The sequence below is a fragment of the Achromobacter sp. 2789STDY5608615 genome, from assembly GCF_001298995.1.
GTDB lineage: Bacteria > Pseudomonadota > Gammaproteobacteria > Burkholderiales > Burkholderiaceae_B > Achromobacter > Achromobacter insuavis.
This window is the reverse complement of the sequence record NZ_CYTY01000074.1, coordinates 1-17,097: the sequence shown is the minus strand read 5'-3', so window position 1 is coordinate 17,097 and position 17,097 is coordinate 1. Positions and strand designations below refer to the sequence as shown.

19 protein-coding genes are annotated in these 17,097 nt (G+C 63.4%); 13 read left to right on the top strand and 6 right to left on the bottom strand.

Annotated features, from left to right (window positions below):
• Window positions 1-250: 250 nt before the first annotated feature.
• Genes AOZ49_RS30930 through AOZ49_RS30920 form a run of 3 tightly spaced genes read left to right on the top strand, consistent with a single transcriptional unit; the run spans window position 251 to window position 1,381 of the window.
• Complete coding sequence (locus AOZ49_RS30930; protein ID WP_009238013.1) at window positions 251-508, top strand: AbrB/MazE/SpoVT family DNA-binding domain-containing protein; 258 nt, start codon at window positions 251-253, stop codon at window positions 506-508.
• Window positions 505-831 (top strand): type II toxin-antitoxin system PemK/MazF family toxin, encoded by a 327-nt coding sequence (locus AOZ49_RS30925; RefSeq protein WP_009238012.1) that lies wholly within the window; start codon window positions 505-507, stop codon window positions 829-831. The genes AOZ49_RS30930 and AOZ49_RS30925 overlap by 4 nt, the downstream gene beginning before the upstream one ends.
• 13 nt (window positions 832-844) lie before the next feature.
• Window positions 845-1,381 (top strand): hypothetical protein, encoded by a 537-nt coding sequence (locus AOZ49_RS30920; RefSeq protein ID WP_037031213.1) that lies wholly within the window; start codon window positions 845-847, stop codon window positions 1,379-1,381.
• A 210-nt stretch (window positions 1,382-1,591) separates the two neighbouring features.
• Here AOZ49_RS30920 and AOZ49_RS30915 read toward each other — a convergent pair whose 3' ends face one another.
• Both AOZ49_RS30915 and AOZ49_RS32205 read right to left on the bottom strand, forming a co-directional pair.
• Window positions 1,592-2,392, bottom strand: coding sequence for an APH(3'') family aminoglycoside O-phosphotransferase (locus AOZ49_RS30915; protein ID WP_021532777.1), 801 nt, complete (start codon window positions 2,390-2,392; stop codon window positions 1,592-1,594).
• A 58-nt stretch (window positions 2,393-2,450) separates the two neighbouring features.
• The gene (locus tag AOZ49_RS32205) at window positions 2,451-2,966 is read right to left on the bottom strand and encodes an NAD(P)H-dependent oxidoreductase (protein WP_197286805.1); all 516 of its coding nucleotides are present in this window, start codon (window positions 2,964-2,966) and stop codon (window positions 2,451-2,453) included.
• Between AOZ49_RS32205 and AOZ49_RS30910 the strand changes: the two genes are divergently transcribed.
• The 6 genes from AOZ49_RS30910 (at window position 2,953) to AOZ49_RS30885 (ending at window position 8,301) form a co-directional block, all read left to right on the top strand.
• Window positions 2,953-3,717, top strand: a complete 765-nt coding sequence (locus tag AOZ49_RS30910; protein WP_001389365.1) for an IS6-like element IS6100 family transposase — start codon at window positions 2,953-2,955, stop codon at window positions 3,715-3,717. The genes AOZ49_RS32205 and AOZ49_RS30910 overlap by 14 nt on opposite strands.
• Window positions 3,718-3,745: 28 nt before the next feature.
• Window positions 3,746-4,438, top strand: coding sequence for a recombinase family protein (locus AOZ49_RS30905; RefSeq protein WP_369815893.1), 693 nt, complete (start codon window positions 3,746-3,748; stop codon window positions 4,436-4,438).
• 80 nt (window positions 4,439-4,518) lie between these two features.
• Window positions 4,519-5,151 carry a ParA family partition ATPase gene (gene parA, locus AOZ49_RS30900; RefSeq protein ID WP_054479714.1) on the top strand — a complete coding sequence of 211 codons (633 nt, stop codon included), beginning with the start codon at window positions 4,519-4,521 and terminating at the stop codon, window positions 5,149-5,151.
• Between the two features lie 20 nt (window positions 5,152-5,171).
• The gene (locus AOZ49_RS30895; protein ID WP_034015122.1) at window positions 5,172-5,396 is read left to right on the top strand and encodes a hypothetical protein; all 225 of its coding nucleotides are present in this window, start codon (window positions 5,172-5,174) and stop codon (window positions 5,394-5,396) included.
• A gap of 52 nt (window positions 5,397-5,448) precedes the next feature.
• On the top strand, window positions 5,449-6,471 hold the full coding sequence (locus AOZ49_RS30890) for a replication protein RepA (protein WP_082380656.1): 1,023 nt from the start codon (window positions 5,449-5,451) through the stop codon (window positions 6,469-6,471).
• A 939-nt stretch (window positions 6,472-7,410) separates the two neighbouring features.
• Window positions 7,411-8,301: a DNA-binding protein gene (locus AOZ49_RS30885; RefSeq protein WP_034015119.1), complete on the top strand. Its 891-nt coding sequence runs from the start codon at window positions 7,411-7,413 to the stop codon at window positions 8,299-8,301.
• A 174-nt stretch (window positions 8,302-8,475) separates the two neighbouring features.
• On the opposite strand, the gene AOZ49_RS30880 is transcribed toward AOZ49_RS30885, so the two are convergent.
• The 4 genes from AOZ49_RS30880 to AOZ49_RS32185 are packed head-to-tail and all read right to left on the bottom strand — an operon-like array spanning window position 8,476 to window position 11,942.
• Window positions 8,476-8,877: a hypothetical protein gene (locus AOZ49_RS30880; protein ID WP_054479712.1), complete on the bottom strand. Its 402-nt coding sequence runs from the start codon at window positions 8,875-8,877 to the stop codon at window positions 8,476-8,478.
• A 10-nt stretch (window positions 8,878-8,887) separates the two neighbouring features.
• Window positions 8,888-11,413 (bottom strand): type IV secretory system conjugative DNA transfer family protein, encoded by a 2,526-nt coding sequence (locus AOZ49_RS30875; RefSeq protein WP_082380655.1) that lies wholly within the window; start codon window positions 11,411-11,413, stop codon window positions 8,888-8,890.
• A 33-nt stretch (window positions 11,414-11,446) separates the two neighbouring features.
• Window positions 11,447-11,668 (bottom strand): conjugal transfer protein TraD, encoded by a 222-nt coding sequence (locus tag AOZ49_RS32190; protein WP_021011916.1) that lies wholly within the window; start codon window positions 11,666-11,668, stop codon window positions 11,447-11,449.
• 22 nt (window positions 11,669-11,690) lie between these two features.
• Window positions 11,691-11,942 (bottom strand): TraC family protein, encoded by a 252-nt coding sequence (locus AOZ49_RS32185; protein ID WP_082380654.1) that lies wholly within the window; start codon window positions 11,940-11,942, stop codon window positions 11,691-11,693.
• Between the two features lie 192 nt (window positions 11,943-12,134).
• On the opposite strand from AOZ49_RS32185, the gene traA reads away from it, so the two are divergent.
• The 4 genes from traA to AOZ49_RS30855 form a co-directional block, all read left to right on the top strand.
• The gene (traA, locus tag AOZ49_RS30870) at window positions 12,135-15,485 is read left to right on the top strand and encodes a Ti-type conjugative transfer relaxase TraA (protein WP_082380653.1); all 3,351 of its coding nucleotides are present in this window, start codon (window positions 12,135-12,137) and stop codon (window positions 15,483-15,485) included.
• 85 nt (window positions 15,486-15,570) lie between these two features.
• A complete protein-coding gene (locus AOZ49_RS30865) occupies window positions 15,571-15,960 on the top strand; it encodes a hypothetical protein (RefSeq protein ID WP_034015107.1) in 390 nt (129 codons plus the stop codon).
• A 72-nt stretch (window positions 15,961-16,032) separates the two neighbouring features.
• Complete coding sequence (locus tag AOZ49_RS30860) at window positions 16,033-16,254, top strand: hypothetical protein (RefSeq protein WP_034015104.1); 222 nt, start codon at window positions 16,033-16,035, stop codon at window positions 16,252-16,254.
• Window positions 16,251-17,097 (top strand): S1C family serine protease (locus AOZ49_RS30855; protein ID WP_054479709.1); only part of this gene is annotated, 847 nt, incomplete at its 3' end. The genes AOZ49_RS30860 and AOZ49_RS30855, both read left to right, overlap by 4 nt.

Genomic DNA, 17,097 nt, shown 5'->3' with positions numbered 1-17,097 from the left:
CCCTGGAAATGGCGCCACTTGAAATCCGTCATCGTTCCGTCCGTCCAATCTCCGCCAAGCATGCTCAAGCTTCACGATTTTTGCAACAGAGCCCGTCCGTCTATCTTATTGTCCGAAAACCCGTTGCACAAGCATGTTATCGGACAATGTCCGGCATGGCCGCCTAATGATCGTTTGACGGACAAGCTGCTTGCAGCCGAAAGCACAGACAGTTATACTTTTATATAACATTATTCGTAGGAGGTGCATCATGCACACAACCAATCTGCGCAAGGTCGGCGGCTCGATCATGTTGGCCGTGCCGCCGGCCTTCCTCGATCAACTGCACCTGCAAGCCGGCGCAACGGTCGGCCTCGCAGTCGATCATGGCTGCCTGGTGGTCAACCCCAATCCACGCCCGCGCTACACGCTCGCGGAGTTGCTGGCCGTGTCGGACTATTCGCAGCCGCAACCAGCCGATGAACGCGAATGGGTTGATGCACCCGCCGTGGGCGGTGAACTGCTATGAAGCGGGGCGACATTTATCTCGTGTCGCTCGATCCGACTGCCGGACACGAGCAAAGCGGTAGCCGTCCCGTCCTGGTCGTGTCGCCCGCCGAGTTCAACGAGGCCACCAAGTTGCCGGTGATCCTACCCATCACCAACGGCGGCGAGTTTGCCCGCCGCCTTGGTTTCGCCGTACCTGTGACTGGTATCAAGACTACCGGCGTCGTGCGTTGTGACCAGCCGCGAGTAATCGACCTGGCCGCACGTCACGCCCGCAAGGTAGACACACTACCAGCGCCGCTCATGGATGAAGTGCTGGCGAAAGTCGCCACTCTCTTTGAGTGAGCAAAGCATGAGCATGAGCGAATTTCGCCGACTAGCGACGAGGATGGATCAGCAGATGCAACAGCTTGCCGCCGAAGGCGTCAGCGATGCCCATGCCGTCATCAATCGCATGATGGGGTATGTGCCCGACCTGCATCGAATTTGGGTCAACACTTCCGACCAGCAGCTCATGGCACTGTCCCGCGAATTCCCAGGCTTCTACCGCTACGCCCGCATCATGGAAGAGGCATCCGACGCCGAGCGCAACAAGGCATCGCGGCCCTATGACGGCATGGCCGAGTTCTCCGAACAGCACAAAGAAATGGGGGCGCAACTGCTGGCAACGGCAAACACACTTGAGCGCGGCTATCAGGCGCTTCGTGCAGGCGGCAACCTGCAAGCCTTCCAGCCACACCTCAAGGAGCTGGGCCGGCTGCATCGGCAATGGCTGTCCGATCTGGACAGCTTCAAAAACTCCCTACGTGCGCAGGGCGCAGAACCCAAGGTGCTGGAATACGTGAACGATGCGTTCGGCCTCATGGCCGAGCGCATCAAGCAGCTTGCCGGTTGATCGTCGGAATTTTCGGCGGTTCCAGCTTCGTCGCGCCGTGCATGTGACTTCTGAGCACTCCCGGCCTCTCGCGGCATTTCGTGCATAGGACTCCTGACACGTCACGTTCAGGAGTCCTATGCACACACGGCGGCTAGCCCAATGAACTGGTGCAGTCGTCTTCTGAAAATGACACGGCAAGCTGTCGCACAACTTAGGATTTCCGCGACATCAGCCCCACGTCAGCGGGTCGAGGCGCAGATAGAAGGCAAGGCGCTCCCGATCTGGCGCGCTGATGCCCAATATGTCGAACAGGATGGTGAAACCGCGCTCCGCTTCATGCGGGGTTGTCCAGCTCTCCCCGGCGTTGGCAACCATAAGTGCCAAATCAGCGTAGCGGTCTGCGGTTCCGAGCCGCCCCAAGTCGATCACCCCGGCACATTGCAGGCTACGAGGGTCCACTATAAAATTGGGCATACAAGGATCGCCGTGACAGACGACCATATCGGCGCGCTCTTGGTCGAGCCGAACCGGCAGCTCTCGCTCCACCCGTGCCAAGAGTTCCTGCTGTGGTCTGTTCTTGTCCTCGTCAGGCAAGAAGTCGGGATTGACGGCGTTGCGGGACACTACATCCACGGCGCTAGCGAACATCCGCGACAAACTGCGCTCGAACGGGCATTGGACAACCGGCAGGCTGTGCAGAACACCAAGCTGCTGCGCCATTGAAGGCCACGCTTTGAGTAGGTCGGCCCCCGACAGATCGACCGCCGCCACTCCGGGGATTGCCGTCATCGTCAGGCAAGCCCCTTTCTCCGTCGCTCGCCAGTCGATGACCTCGGGGCAGGCGACACCTCGGCCGTGCAGCCAAGTGAGACGGTCCCGTTCGTCGGCAAGATCAGCCACTCGCGCGGGCGATGCAATCTTTGCATAGGCAAGCCCATCGTCGCGGTGATAGATGAAATCGCCAGACTCCCCGCTTCGGACGGGAACCCACGCGCGCGAATCTTCAAGTAACTCGTATGCCAAATTCAAATACGCTCCTTCGTCGCAGAAATCCCGAAACACGCGACAGCAAGCTGGGGGCCGCCGTCTACGATCCGCTACGGAATACACGCCGGCTAAGCCCTTCGGCTTCTTCCGGCCAAGATTTTCGTTGTTTATCTGAGCTTCCCACCACCGGCCTGAACACATGCCGATGGTAGGTTTCAACACCGCAGTATGGCAGGACGCATCGGCCCCAGATCAGTTCTAGCGGGTCGCCGAGTTCTGTTCTTTCGCGCTCTGCGTGAGTATCCGAAGTGTTGAAGATCAGGGCGCTTTTTATCGAAAGAAGGCCCTCCGGCAATCCATCGGCCGATGCCAGCCGATAAGCGACACCCGGAACAAGTATCCGGTCGAGCCACCCCGCCAGTACGGCCGGTGGCTTCCCCCACCAGTTTGGATGCACTACCAGCAAGCCATCGGCCGAGGCGATCTCGGAACGATGTTGCCTTGTCACCGGGTCCGCTGCGCGGGAAAGGGCAACCTCTAGGGCTCTGTTGCAAAAATCGTGAAGCTTGAGCATGCTTGGCGGAGATTGGACGGACGGAACGATGACGGATTTCAAGTGGCGCCATTTCCAGGGTGATGTGATCCTGTGGGCGGTGCGCTGGTATTGTCGCTATCCGATCAGCTATCGCGACCTTGAGGAAATGCTGGCGGAACGCGGCATTTCGGTCGACCATACGACGATCTATCGCTGGGTCCAGTGCTACGCCCCGGAGATGGAGAAGCGGCTGCGCTGGTTCTGGCGGCGTGGCTTTGATCCGAGCTGGCGCCTGGATGAAACCTACGTCAAGGTGCGGGGCAAGTGGACCTACCTGTACCGGGCAGTCGACAAGCGGGGCGACACGATCGATTTCTACCTGTCGCCGACCCGCAGCGCCAAGGCAGCGAAGCGGTTCCTGGGCAAGGCCCTGCGAGGCCTGAAGCACTGGGAAAAGCCTGCCACGCTCAATACCGACAAAGCGCCGAGCTATGGTGCAGCGATCACCGAATTGAAGCGCGAAGGAAAGCTGGACCGGGAGACGGCCCACCGGCAGGTGAAGTATCTCAATAACGTGATCGAGGCCGATCACGGAAAGCTCAAGATACTGATCAAGCCGGTGCGCGGTTTCAAATCGATCCCCACGGCCTATGCCACGATCAAGGGATTCGAAGTCATGCGAGCCCTGCGCAAAGGACAGGCTCGCCCCTGGTGCCTGCAGCCCGGCATCAGGGGCGAGGTGCGCCTTGTGGAGAGAGCTTTTGGCATTGGGCCCTCGGCGCTGACGGAGGCCATGGGCATGCTCAACCACCATTTCGCAGCAGCCGCCTGATCGGCGCAGAGCGACAGCCTACCTCTGACTGCCGCCAATCTTTGCAACAGAGCCCCCTGGCGACGTTGTGACCGTGACCAGGCTTGACCGCTTGGCCCGCAGCACCCGCGACCTGCTGGACATTGCCGAGCGTATCCAGGCGGCCGGCGCGGGCTTGCGCAGCCTGGCCGAGCCGTGGGCCGACACCACCACCCCGGCCGGGCGCATGGTTCTGACCGTGTTTGCCGGCATCGCCGAGTTCGAGCGTTCCCTAATCATCGACCGCACCAGGAACGGCCGGGAAGCGGCCAAGGCCAGAGGCGTGAAGTTCGGCCCGCGCCCTACCCTCACCCCGGCGCAGATCGAGCACGCCCGCGAGCTGATCGACCGTGACGGCCGGACGGTGAAGGAAGCGGCCGAGCTGCTGGCCGTGCATCGTTCGACCCTTTACCGGGCGCTGGCGCGTGGCGAGGAAGTGACAAAGACCGAGGCCCGCCGACGTGGTGCGTTCGCCGAGGACGCATTGAGCGAGGCCGACGCCCTGGCGGCCGTCGATGATGAACGCCAGGAAGAAGGCCCGGCATTCCTTGATGACGAAGGCCCGGCCGATGACCTGCCGCCGCCGCCGTATCGAACGCAGAGCCTGCCGCAAATCCTGGCGGCCCTGCCCGATGACGAGCTGGCGAGCTGGCCCGGCGAGCTGGCCGACCAGGAGCGGGAACGACGCATTGCGACTAAATGATGATAAGCGCCTTTACTCATCCGCTCATTATGATATGATGCAATGAGTAAGCCATCATCCGCACTGCACCGGGAGAACACATGAAAGTCATTGCCGTGCTGAACCAGAAGGGCGGGAGTGGAAAAACCACCATCGCCACCCACCTTGCCCGCGCCTTGCAACTGGACGGCGCCGACGTGCTGCTAGTCGATTCCGACCCCCAGGGCAGCGCCCGCGATTGGTCAGCCGTGCGGGAAGATCAACCGCTAACCGTTGTCGGCATCGACCGGCCGACCATTGACCGGGACGTGAAGAACGTAGCCCGCAAGGTGGATTTTGTCGTGATCGACGGCGCACCCCAGGCGGCCGACCTGGCCGTGTCGGCCATCAAGGCGGCCGACTTCGTGCTGATTCCGGTGCAGCCATCGCCTTATGACATTTGGGCCACGGCCGACCTGGTGGAGCTGGTCAAGCAGCGCATCGAGGTCACGGACGGAAAACTACAGGCCGCCTTTGTCGTATCGCGTGCCATCAAGGGCACCCGCATTGGCGGCGAAGTCGCCGAAGCCCTGGCGGGCTACGAGCTGCCCATTCTGGAATCCCGCATCACGCAGCGCGTGAGCTATCCCGGCACGGCTGCCGCCGGCACGACCGTTCTTGAATCCGAGCCGGACGGCGATGCAGCGGCCGAGGTTCGCGCCCTGGCCGCCGAAATCAAGCAAAAACTCATTTGAGACTTTGAGGAAATAAAGAAATGAGCAAAGCAGCAACCACACTCAGCGCCGGCCGCCCGAGCGCACGCACGGACAAATCCAAAGCCGCCACACTTGCCAGCCTGGCCGACGACGCCGCCAGCATGAAGCGGGTCAATTTTGAACTGTCGGCCGACCAGCACACCAAGCTGAAAATCTACGCAACCCGGCAGGGCAAGACCATCAAGGAACTATTGACCGAGTATGTCGCCAGCTTGCCGGATTGATGCTCAAAAGCATATTTACTCATTTGAATTTTAGCGGCTAAAGGGCGAAACCATGACAAAGAAGCAGCGAGAAGGGCAGGGCGCGCAGCAGATCGGCGAGATCATGGGCGACCTGCTGGCCCAGGCGCAGACCAAGGCAGCCTTGCCGCCACCGAAGCGCCAAACCAAGAAGATCACGCCCGCCGGCATCATTTTGAGCGAGCGAGATCAAAAGCTGATCGAGGCCGGCGCGGAGATTGCCACTACCCCCCCCAGTGGCGAGGACATGGCTTTCACCCATGCCGTGCTGTGCCAGGTCGGTTTGCCCCGCGCCAAGGTTGAGGGCCGCGAGTTCATGCGCCAGTCCGGCGCGGCCTGGGTGAACGTGCAAGCCGGCTGGCTTGACGAGGGCAAAGGGCCAGTGCAGCAGCCCATCCCCTACGGCGTAATGCCGCGCCTTGCCTTGGCTTGGGTTTCAACCTACGCCGTGCGCCACGGTGCGCGGGAAATTCCTATCGGCGACAGCGCGGCCGAGTTCCTGCGCCTGATGCTCGGGGCCGATACCGTCAGCCAGGGCGCACGCTATACGACATTGCGCAGGCAGATGCACGCCTTGGCCGCGTGTCGCTTGCAGCTTGGTTTCCGAGGCCGCACGTTCAACGGCCAGCCCGTCGAGCAGTTCGACGCCTGGGTGTCCAACCGCGACAGCAGCCAGCGGCCGCTATGGCCGGGCGTGATGACGCTTTCCGACCACTATTTCAACGAGCTGCGCGATAGCGCCGTGCCGCTGGACAATCGCGCCCTGCACGCGCTGAAAGGCTCCGCGCTGGCCTTGGACGTGTATGCGTGGCTGGCCCACCGCCTGCACCGCATCGAGGGCAAGGGCGTGGTGCTGCATTGGAAGTCGCTGCGCGAGCAGTTCGCGCAGGAATACAAGGGCAAAGACCCCGACAAGGATTTCAAGAAGGAGTTCTTGCCGGTGCTGCGCAAGGTGCAGACCGTCTATCCGAGCGCGAACGTCAAGCAGGTGACCGGCGGGCTTCTGCTGCTTGGTTCGCCGCCACCCATCGCCCCCAAGATCGGCGGCAAAGTTTAGCTAAACTCCGATAAATCGCCCCCCCCCTAGACGCCAGAGCGGCCGCCCAAGATCGAGGCGGCCGTTTCGTTTCTGGCGCAGCCTGGCCAGCAACTCCCCCAGCCGGGCGAACTGGGGACAAACCCTGTGGATAGCGGCACTTATCCACGATAGATCGCACCCCCCCAGTGCGATAAATCGCACCCCCCCAAGGGCACTTATCCACGATAGATCGCACCCCCCAGGCACGATAAATCACCCCCCCCCTAAAACCGGTACGGTTCTGCCTTTAATCTTTAATCCTATAAATACTTGCCTTGTAATTGGCTGCGCCTATCGGTGGATAACTCGCCGACAGCGCAAAATTGACCGCCGCAACGCCCTACGGGCGCGCCTACCCTCCGGTCGCTTCGCTCCCTTCGCCCCGCCGCTTCGCGTCGGCCTATCGCGGCCGGTGGCCGCTCATAAATGGCTGGCCTGCGGCCAGGCATCTACCAGGCGCGGCACGCCGCGCCGGTGCCAGCTCCACCGCCTGCGCCCACATCCAGCACCGCGCCCGCTGAAAGGCCGTCAAAAGCGGTTTAGCAAGGAAAAGCAGGCAGGCCGACCGCCTGCGCTCAACTCGAACACCTGCGCGGGCTGGAAGGTCGCAAGGTTGAACGCCAAGAAAGAAGGGCCGCCAGGCTATCGAGCTGGCCAGCATCGCCACATCCGACGATGACGACCGCCAAGCAATGCACCCAGGCTGCACAGGGACGCGCAGGAAGCGCAAAAGAGGGCGAGGGTAGGGGATAGGTGCCGCCGACCCTAGAAAACGCCGCCACGGGCCACACAGGGCCGATTTTCGACCGTCACGCGCTCCCGGCCGGGCTGACCCAAGAACCGGGCGAAAATAACCGCTTGCATAATAAGAAGAAGAATAGTATTATTATTCTTATCTTATCCGCCGGAGCCAAAGCCATGACGCAGCAAGCCCCCCAAATCCCCGCCGACGTGCGCGAGCGCATCATTGCCGCCGCCGCCGATCTTTTCGAGCAGTCGGGCCGCCAGGCCATGCCCACGGTCGATGCCGTGCGCCGTGCCGCCCGCGTGGATATGAACGCCGCCAGTGCCGTAATGAAGGAATGGCGCAGGGCGCAGACGGCCCAGGCCGCGCCGGTGGCCGTGGCCGTGCCGGAATCCGTGCAGCAGGCCAGCAGCGCGGCCGTAGCGACGATCTGGCAGCAGGCGCAGGAACTGGCGAACGAATCCCTACGCAGTGCGCAGGCCGCATGGGAAACCGAGCGGGTAGAGCAAGACGCCATGCGGCAAGAGCTGGCCGAGGCTTTCGAGCGTCAGGCCGGCGAGCTGGAAGCCCTGCAATCCCGCCTGGCGTCCATCGAGGCCGCCGAAGCGGCCGCACGCGGCGAAGCCGCCGAGCTGCGCGGCCAACTGGCCGCCGCCCAGGAACAGGCACACACGGCCGAGGCACGCGCCCAGGAGATCGAGCGCCGCGCCGGTGAGCTGCGCACGGAGCTGGACAGGGCGCACCAGACCAGCCAGGCCGCCGCCGCCCAACTCGACCAGGTGCGCGGCGAGCTGGCGAAGGTGCAGGCCAAGGCCGAAGCCGAACAGGAAGCGCACCAGGAACAACGCAAGGCCGCAGCAACCGAAGCGCACCGCATGGCCGAACGCCTCACCGCTGCCCAGGCCGAACGCGACCAGGCCACGAAAACCGCCGGCCAGGCCCGCGAGGAAGCCGCACGCATGGCCGGGCAAATCGACACCCTCAAAGAGCAATCCGCCGCTCTGCTGGCCCGCATCACGCCAGCCGAAGCCAAGCCGACCAAGAAGAAGCCCGGCGGCGAGTGAGTGCCTGCCCCTCAAGTGTCAATAACCCGCCTTCGTTGGCGGGCTGGCACAGGCGCAGGCAAAGAAAAGGCCGGAAGCATGGGGCGCGTTCCGGCCTGATATTGACACTTGAGGGGCGGCCCATTTTAGCCGCTAAAATCATTTACTCATAAAATTCAAAGCTCAAAAACTCTTTTATTCTTTTTCCTGCCGCTGACGAAATGCCGCTAGGTCGATCACATCCGCCGTGCGCTTTGTGGCGGCCTGCATCGGCGTGGGCGGCTTGACCCCGGCCGGTGCCGGGGCGCTGGCCTTCGACGGCGGCCGGAACTGTCGCCACAGCTCCGCGAAGAACGACCAGGCGAAGATGAAGGGCAATAGCGGCAGCACCAGGACGAAGCCGACCAGGCGGGCCAGGGCGAGGCCAACCGGCCGCAGGAAGGCCAGCGGCCGGCGCAGCAGATCGAGCAGCGCACCGCCGACCAGCCACACCGGCGCGAACAGCACGAACACCGCCGCGAACAGGGCAGGGAACAGCCGCCGCAGGAACCACGCCAGGGCGATGACACCGAGAACCGCCGCGATGATGAACGCCATACGTCATCCCTCAGCTATGGTAGGGATTCGCATCGAAGCGCCCGGCATATTCAGCATCGGCCAGGTAGTTCAGCCGGTCGAGCAGGTAGGGGCGTTCCCCGCGCACCAGGACAATCGGATGCTCTGGCCCCAGGCGCATGACTTCATCCGGCGTCAGCAGTTCGCGCCCGGTGAATTGCTGGCTTGTGCCGGTGCTCTTGCCCCGGTTCATCGAGCCGCCGCCGCCTGATAGGCCGCTGCCGCTGTTCTTGCCGGTGTTTTCCGTCTCAAACTCAATCGTGGCTTTGCCCAGGCTGTCGCTGATGTATTTGGCCGTGTCGTAATCGTCCGTGCCAAAGAACGACTTGGCGCTGTTCGCCAGGAAGGTTTGCCACTTGGGATAGGTGCCTTTGAGCTGCGACAGGTCTTGAATGAACACCCAGAAGGCCAGGCCGTAGCCGCGCAGCAGTGAAACGGCATCCTCAATCTGTTTCATGTAGCCGAGCTGGCCGAACTCATCGAGCAGGAAGGCGACACGGTGCGCGGGCTGCACGTTGCTGGACGTGATGGCCGCAATTACCGAGCTGATGAACAGGCGCAGGAAGCGGGCATTAGGCCCGATGCGATTGGCGGGCATGACAAGATAAACCGTCATGGCCGTGGCCTTGATTTCCGACAGATCGAAGTCGGAGCGCGACAGCGCGGCCGACACTCGCGGGTCATCCAGAAATGCCGTGTTCCGGCGTGCCGTCGAAAGCACCGAACCGCGCTCTTTGTCAGCCATGCCCATGAGCGTATTTGCCGCCCTGGCCGGGATGCCGAAGGCCGCTGTATCGTCGGCCGCCATTGCGCCCAACACGTCGAAGAACTCCGATTCCCCCGCCGTCAGCAGCCGCCGCAGCTCGCCCAGGTTCCGGCGTTCCGCGTCATCCAGCCCGGCAACGTGCAGCATCAAGCCTTGCAGGAAGTTCTTTGCCGATTCATCGAAATGCACGGCATCGCCCTTGCTTTCGGCGATCACCAGGGCATCGGCCAGGATGGCCGATTCACTCACACAATCCGGGTTCCACACGTCGAGCCGGTCAAGCACGTTGAATGCTGCGCCGCCGTCGCCATTCACCGCGAACGGATCGACCGAATAGACCGCCTGGCCGAGCGCACGCCGGGCGCGTGCCGTCACAGCCGCGTTTTCGCCTTTCACGTCCAGCACGAGGGCCGAGCCGGGATAGTCCAAGAGGTTCGGAATCACCGCGCCAATGCCCTTGCCGGAGCCGGTAGGGGCGACCGTCACGACATGGCCGACGAAGCGGAAACGGGCATCCATGCCGGCCAGAGCGTCAGGCACACGGCCCAGGGCAAAACCGCCCGGCTTGCCGGGCGCGACCAGGTGGCCACCCTGGCGGATTTCATCGACCGTTCCCCATCGGGCCGAGCCGTGCGAACCAAGCGGATGCGTGCTGCTGTTATCGACCGCAGCGGCCGCAGCACCGGCGGCCGCAACCGGCCCGGAGGGCTGCACCTGGCCGCGCAGGTTTTCGATTGTCCCGCCGAGGATGCGCAGCCGTTTCCCGGTAGGAGATTCGGCACCAACCACGCCAGCCAGCCAACCGAACACCCGGCCCGCGTTCAGATACGTTGCCACCGTCCCGGCGACCGTCGCGGCGAGGATGAACCAGCCAGGAATGAACGGCGCGAACACGAGCAGAAGCAACATGCCGACCGATGGAACGAGGAAGGCCAGGCCAACGGCCGTGCCGACCGTGACCGGGTTTTGTCGGCGCTTGTGCGCCATCCAGGCACCGATAAAGCAGACCGTGACCAGGTAGAACAACCAGCCACCGAAAGCGGCCTTGATGCGCGTGCCGAAGCCGCCGAAATAGCCGCCCATTGTCGAGCCGCCGAGCTGTTCCATGCGTTCCGCCGTGCGCTGTTCCATTTGGCCGCGATATTCGGCCAGCACCTTATCGGCTTCTGCCGTGCCAACGCCCTTGCCGAACTCAATGCCTCGCGTCACTGACTGCTGAACCACATTGACGCCAGCCGTTGCCGCCGCCGCTGGCCGTTCGCCGTCCAGGCCCGCCAGAATCCGGGCGCTGAAATCGTCCAGGCTACCCGCCGAGGCAAGGCCCGCATTCTGCAAGAACAGGCCCAAATCGTTGCGATACAGGCTAAGGATATTAGCCGCGCCTGGCGCGTTCCGGTTCGCCACCGCAGCGGCTTCCAGTTCCTTCAACACCGGCAGCAATTCGGCCCACTTTTCCCGGTAGGCTTGCCAGTTCCCGGAGTTCGTCGCCATCGACAAATCTTGTTGCCCAATGTCGAGCGTTTGCAGGTTCGCTTCCCAAGTCTGGAAAGCCGCTTCCTGCGCGTCACAAACCCGCTTCACCCAGGCATCTACATCTTCCGCGCCATAGAACTTCGCGGCCTCTGCTGCCGGGTTGCATTCGGGGAAAACGCGAGCGTGCGCCGTGCTTGCCAACGACAACACGAACGCCCCGAAAAACACCGCCACCACGGCGGCCCACATTCTCGAAAGTAAATCTTTCACGTCCATCATGTTTCACCTCTATGTCAGGTCACAAATTGACGGCTAGGAACGGTTGCCGCCGTCCTCTCCATCATCGGAAAAAGCCTCATCGCCTGCCGCTTCAAAACGTGCCTTTGTGGCGTCAGCGTTCGGCCCTTTGAGCGCACCAGCCGCGAGGGTCAAAGCGCCCAAGATCACGGATGCCGGATAGTCCGCCATGCCGGACTTGATGACCAAGCCGCCTAGCTGAATTTTCCGGCGTGCATCTTCTCTCCTGGCGTTCATCCGCAAGCGTCCTAAGTTGCGCTCAATCTGCGCTAGGCGTTGCCGCCACCGAAGCAGCTTGCTTGCCTTCGCTTTTGCGAAATTTTGAGGCGATAGCCTCAAACTCCTTCCGCAGTTGAGCATCATCTATTTCCAGATCACCAAGACCGGCGGCAATGGCAATCTTGCCGATTTTCTCGGCTGCCTTGTTTTCCAGATCGGCCAGTTCCGACTTGATGCGGTTCAGTTCGGCCAGCTTGTCGGCCTTGCGTTCGGATAGGGTTTTTCGTGCCATCGTTGTAGCTCCTTTCGAGATTGTGGGTTATGCGCACACGATCTTACCACCGGCTAGGCTGGCGGGGAAGGCACGGCGCTGGTATAGTCATGAGCAACAGCGAAATGCGCACTTACGGGTTGCTGCGCAACCCTTGTCCGGCAGGGGATACCCCTGCACCCCTTTTTAGCGGCTAAAACGCCAAGGGAAGAAATGGCGATCTACCACCTAAACACGCACACGATAGGACGGGCGGCCGGGCATAGCGCCGTGGCCGCTGCCGCCTATCGTTCCGCGTCGGCGCTGGTAGATGAGCGCACCGGGGAAGCGTTCGACTTCACCCGGAAGGGCGGCGTTCTTTCGTCGGAGATCGTCACGCCCGAAGGCGTGCCAGTTCCCGAGCGTGCCGCCTTGTGGAATGCCGCCGAGGCCGCAGAGAAGCGCAAAGATGCGCGAGTGGCCCGCGAGTGGCGGGCAGCCCTGCCGCATGAGCTGAACGACGCCGACCGTAAAGAGCTGGCAACGCGCATGGGGCAGGCCATCGCCGACCGCTACGGCGTGGCCGTGGATGTTTGCATCCATGCGCCCGACAAGGACGGTGACGACCGAAATTTTCACGTTCATATGCTGGCGACCACGCGCACCATTGGCGAGGATGGAACGCTAGGCGCAAAGGCCGTCATTGAGCTGGCAAACAAGGACAGGCAGAAGGCGGGCATTCCCGGCACCAGCCAGGGCGACATTACCGACATTCGCAGGCAATGGGCCGAGCTGACAAACGAGGCGCTAGAGCGTGCCGAAATCAGCGCCCGCGTAGATCATCGGAGCTATGCAGATCAAGGCGTGGAACTCACGCCGACCAAGCACATAGGCCGCGATGCCGTGGCGATGGATAGGCGCGGACTGGACGCCGACCGCATCGACATTCACAACGCCGACCGGCAGGAACAGGCGCAGCAGATCACCGAGCGCCCGGAGATCATCCTAGACAAGATCACGGCAACGCAGGCCGTTTTCACGCGCCGCGATATTGCCGCCGAGCTGAACCGCTACATTGACGACTCCGACCAGTTCCAGGGCTTGCTTACCCGGCTGGAAAATTCGCCGCTTCTGGTCGAGATGGAACCGGCCAGCGGGCGCGAGCCGGCGAAGTTCTCTACCCGCGAGATGATCGACACCGAGCGCGGCATGGTGGACAGCGCCGAGCGTCTGGCACAGGCAGGGCGGCATGGTGTTTCTAGCCCGATCACGAACGCGGCCATTGATGGCGCTGGCACCCTATCGGCCGAGCAGCAAAACGCCGTCCGGCACGTCCTCAAACCGGGCAGCCTGGCCGTAGTCATCGGCGATGCTGGCACGGGTAAATCTTTCAGCATGAAGGTAGCCCGCGAGGCGTGGCAGGCGCAGGGCTTGAACGTGCGCGGCGCGGCCTTGGCGGGCAAAGCAGCCGACGAATTGCAGGCGGGCAGCGGCATCGACAGCCGCACGCTTGCCAGCCTTGAATTTGCTTGGAAGAACGGAAAAGACAAACTCACCAGCCGCGACGTTCTGGTGATCGACGAAGCGGGCATGATCGGCAGTCGCCAGCTTGGCCGCGTGCTGAAATCCGCCGAACAGGCCGGGGCAAAAGTGGTCTTGCTTGGCGACGATAAGCAGCTTGCCGCCATCGAGGCGGGCGCGGCTTTCCGTGGCGTTGTGCAGCATATCGGCGCGGCAGAAATCACCGAGGTTCGACGCCAGAAAGAGGCATGGGCGCGGGAGGCGGGCCAGCAGTTTGCCCGTGGTTCCGTGGCCGATGGTCTGGCGGCCTACGCCGAGCGCGGACACGTCCAGATTCACGACAGCCGGGACGCTGCACGCGACGGCCTGGCGGCCGCCTATGTCGGCGACCAGGGCAAGGGTAGCCAGATCATCCTTGCCCACAGCAATAAGGACGTTCAGGCGCTCAATGAAGCCGTGCGCGAGGCCCGCAAGGAACGCGGCGAGCTGCGCGGCACGGCCCGCTTTATGGCCGAGCGTGGAGGCCGGGAATTTGCCCCAGGCGACCGCATTGTGTTCCTGAAAAATGACCGTGATCTAGGCGTGAAGAATGGCACCCTTGGCACCGTCGAACGTGCCGAAGATGGAAGCCTGGCCGTGCGTCTGGACAGCGGCGAAGCGCGGCAGGTGCAGGCGTCCCAATATGCCGCCGTCGATCACGGTTACGCCGTCACGATTCACAAGGCCCAGGGCGTCACCGTCGATAGGGCTTACCTGCTGGCGACCCCCGGCATGGATAGGAGCCTTGCCTATGTCGGCATGACCCGGCACCGCGAGGCGGCGACCCTGTTTGCAGGAGCCGACGACTTCACCGACCGCCGCGCCGGCCGCCTGGTCGATCATGGCGCAGCGCCCTACGAGAACAAGCCGGAGAACCGGGCCAGCTACTTTGCCACCTTGGAGAACGACAAGGGCGAGCGGCACACCATTTGGGGCGTCGATCTTGAACGCGCCATTGCTTCCAGCGGTGCGAAGCGCGGCGACCGTATCGGCTTGGAGCATGGCGGCTCTGAAACCGTGCGCCTGCCGGACGGCACGACCGCCGAGCGCAACACCTGGCACGTTCGCGGCGCGGCCGAGCTGGCCGCCGGGAAGCTGGCCCAGGTGCTGGGCCGTGAGCGCCCGAAAGAAAGCACGCTGGACTTTGCCGACCGGCGCGGCTTCGACGGTGAAAGCGTGGTGCGCCGCTGGCTGGAACGTGGCCGCGCCAAGGTGTCGGCACTGGCCGGGAAGATGCGCGATGCCCTGCGCCGCAATCTGGAACGCCACGGCCGCCCCGACCTCATGCCCGCGACCGACATTGCAGGCAAGCCGACCATGCAGCGGCCGGAGCAGGTCGAGCGCACGCCAGAGGACGAGAAGAAGCGCCGGGCGGCTGAAATCGCGGCGAAGTTCCGGCAGCAGGTCAGCCAGGAACGCGGCGAGGTGGCAGCGCCACAGCAGCGGCCCCAGGCGGAGCGTCCGGCACCCGACCCGCTGGCCGGATTCCGCGCCGGCATCGAGCGGGCCGAGGCCGCAGGCGGTGGCCTGGCGCTGGACGTGGCACGCGCACAGCTTGCCGTCGCTCAGGAGTTCCAGGCGGCCGGGAAAGACCCCCGGCACCATTCGGCGGCGATCATGCAGGAAGGCCAGCAGCGGGCTTTTGCTGGACTGGCGCAGCAGGGCCAGGCCAAGGCCGAGCCGGAGCGCCCGGCACCCGTCCAGGTCAGCGAGCAAGACCAGAAGCGGGCCGATATGTACGCCAAGCGAGAAGCCGACCAGTTCAAGGCGCTGGCCGTGAAGCGGCAGGCGGGCTTTGCTGGATACAGCGACCGCAACCCGAGCGCCTGGCGCGAGCTGCCGGGCGAGCTGCGCGAGCGCATCGAGCGGTTCAACGCCATGCCGAAAGAGCGTCAGGCCGTCGAGCTGGACAAGATGCAGCGCGAGCTTGCCGACAGGTATGCACGCAATCCGCAGGAAATCACGCGCAGCCGACAGCAGCAGCGCGAACAGGAGCGCGGCCGCGATGGCGGGCGCGGTTATTGAGTTAAAACGCTTTTACTCATTTGCGTTTAGTGCTATGATGCAATGAGTAAATGAGAATTTGAGATTTACGCCAGGAGGAAAGACGATGAGCACCGAACCGACGAACGAAGAACTTGCCAAGAGTTATGCAACGAAGATCGAGCAGGCCCAGGAGCGCCGCGAGGCGAAAGACCAAGAGCGGCTAGAGCGGCACGGCCAGGCGGCCGCGCTGGCGTCGCAGAACATCGAGGCCGAGCAGCCGAAGGCCAAGCAGGCTCAGGGCTTCGAGCTGGACGCGCAGAACCAGGACAGCGCCGAGCAGCGCAACGACCGCAACGAGATCAACGGCCAGCAGGCAAAGGCGCTGGCAAAGGAATTGAACCGGGACAACGAGAACGGCGACCAGGTGAAGCAAGCCAGGGCGCGGGAAATCGCCGAACGGTTCAAGGAGAAGGCGGCACGCGACCGGGAGCAGTCCCGCAGTTTCAGCCGCTAAAAAGCGGTGCCCAGGAAGGCGGCAACCCGCCTGGACACCTGACCACAACCCACCTGACATAGAGGTGAAATCATGGCTACTTGCAATGTTACCGGCGGCACCCGCCGCGACCTAACGAAATATCGGATTACCTTTGCCGTTTCGCTGGCCGTCCTGATCGGCACCGGCGGCATGTTCTGGCACGCCTACCGGACGCACGCCGGTTGGCTCAATGCCGGTGATGTCGCCGTGCGCGATGCCATCATGGACGGCACCATCCAGCCGCCGGCCGATGGTAAGGAGGGCGCACGATGAAGGCGCAGACCTGGCGACGTGCCGCCCTGGCGGCCTACATCCTGGCGGGCGCATCCTTGACCGTGGCGGGCTACACCGTTGCCACGACCGAAGCGAACGCAAACGCCCTTTACCGCTTCGCCGAACACGACAACGACGCCTATTCAGCCCGGAGCCGGAGCATTGCGGAAGGCATCACCGCCGCCGCCCTGCGCGGCCAGGGCGACGGCGTGCCGGATGCCGCCGACTGGCCGCGCATCATTCCCCGGGTCATCCCGTCCGCCGTGAATGTGGCCGCCCTGCCCTTTGTCACCAGGCCGGACGATGAAAGCCGCGTCTGGCTTGTTCCTGGCGTTCAATCCAACCCGGCGACGGCCACCCTTGGCGCTGTTCGCTTCTGGCTGAAAAGCCGCGACCAGGAGCCGCGCCACTGGCAGACCATCGGCAGCGGCGCGTTTATCGCAGATGGCCGCTATGTCCTCACCGCCGCCCACGTCATCGACGGCAAGAGCGGCTATCGCGTGCAGACGGCCGCCGGGCGCTGGCTGGATGCCGAGCTGATCGGCCTTGACCTACGGCGCGACGTGGGCGTGTTGCGCGTCAGCGAACCCGGCCAGCCGATCAAGACGGGAGCCATGCCGATTCAGGGCCAGCCGGTATTGACCATCGGCGCACCTGGCGGCCGTGGGTTCAGCGTGAGCGCGGGCATTGTGAGCCGGTATGCAGAAAGCGCCCGGTTTTCCGCTGATGAAGCCTTGCAGATCGACGCGCCGGCTCTGTTGCAAAGATTGGCGGCAGTCAGAGGTAGGCTGTCGCTCTGCGCCGATCAGGCGGCTGCTGCGAAATGGTGGTTGAGCATGCCCA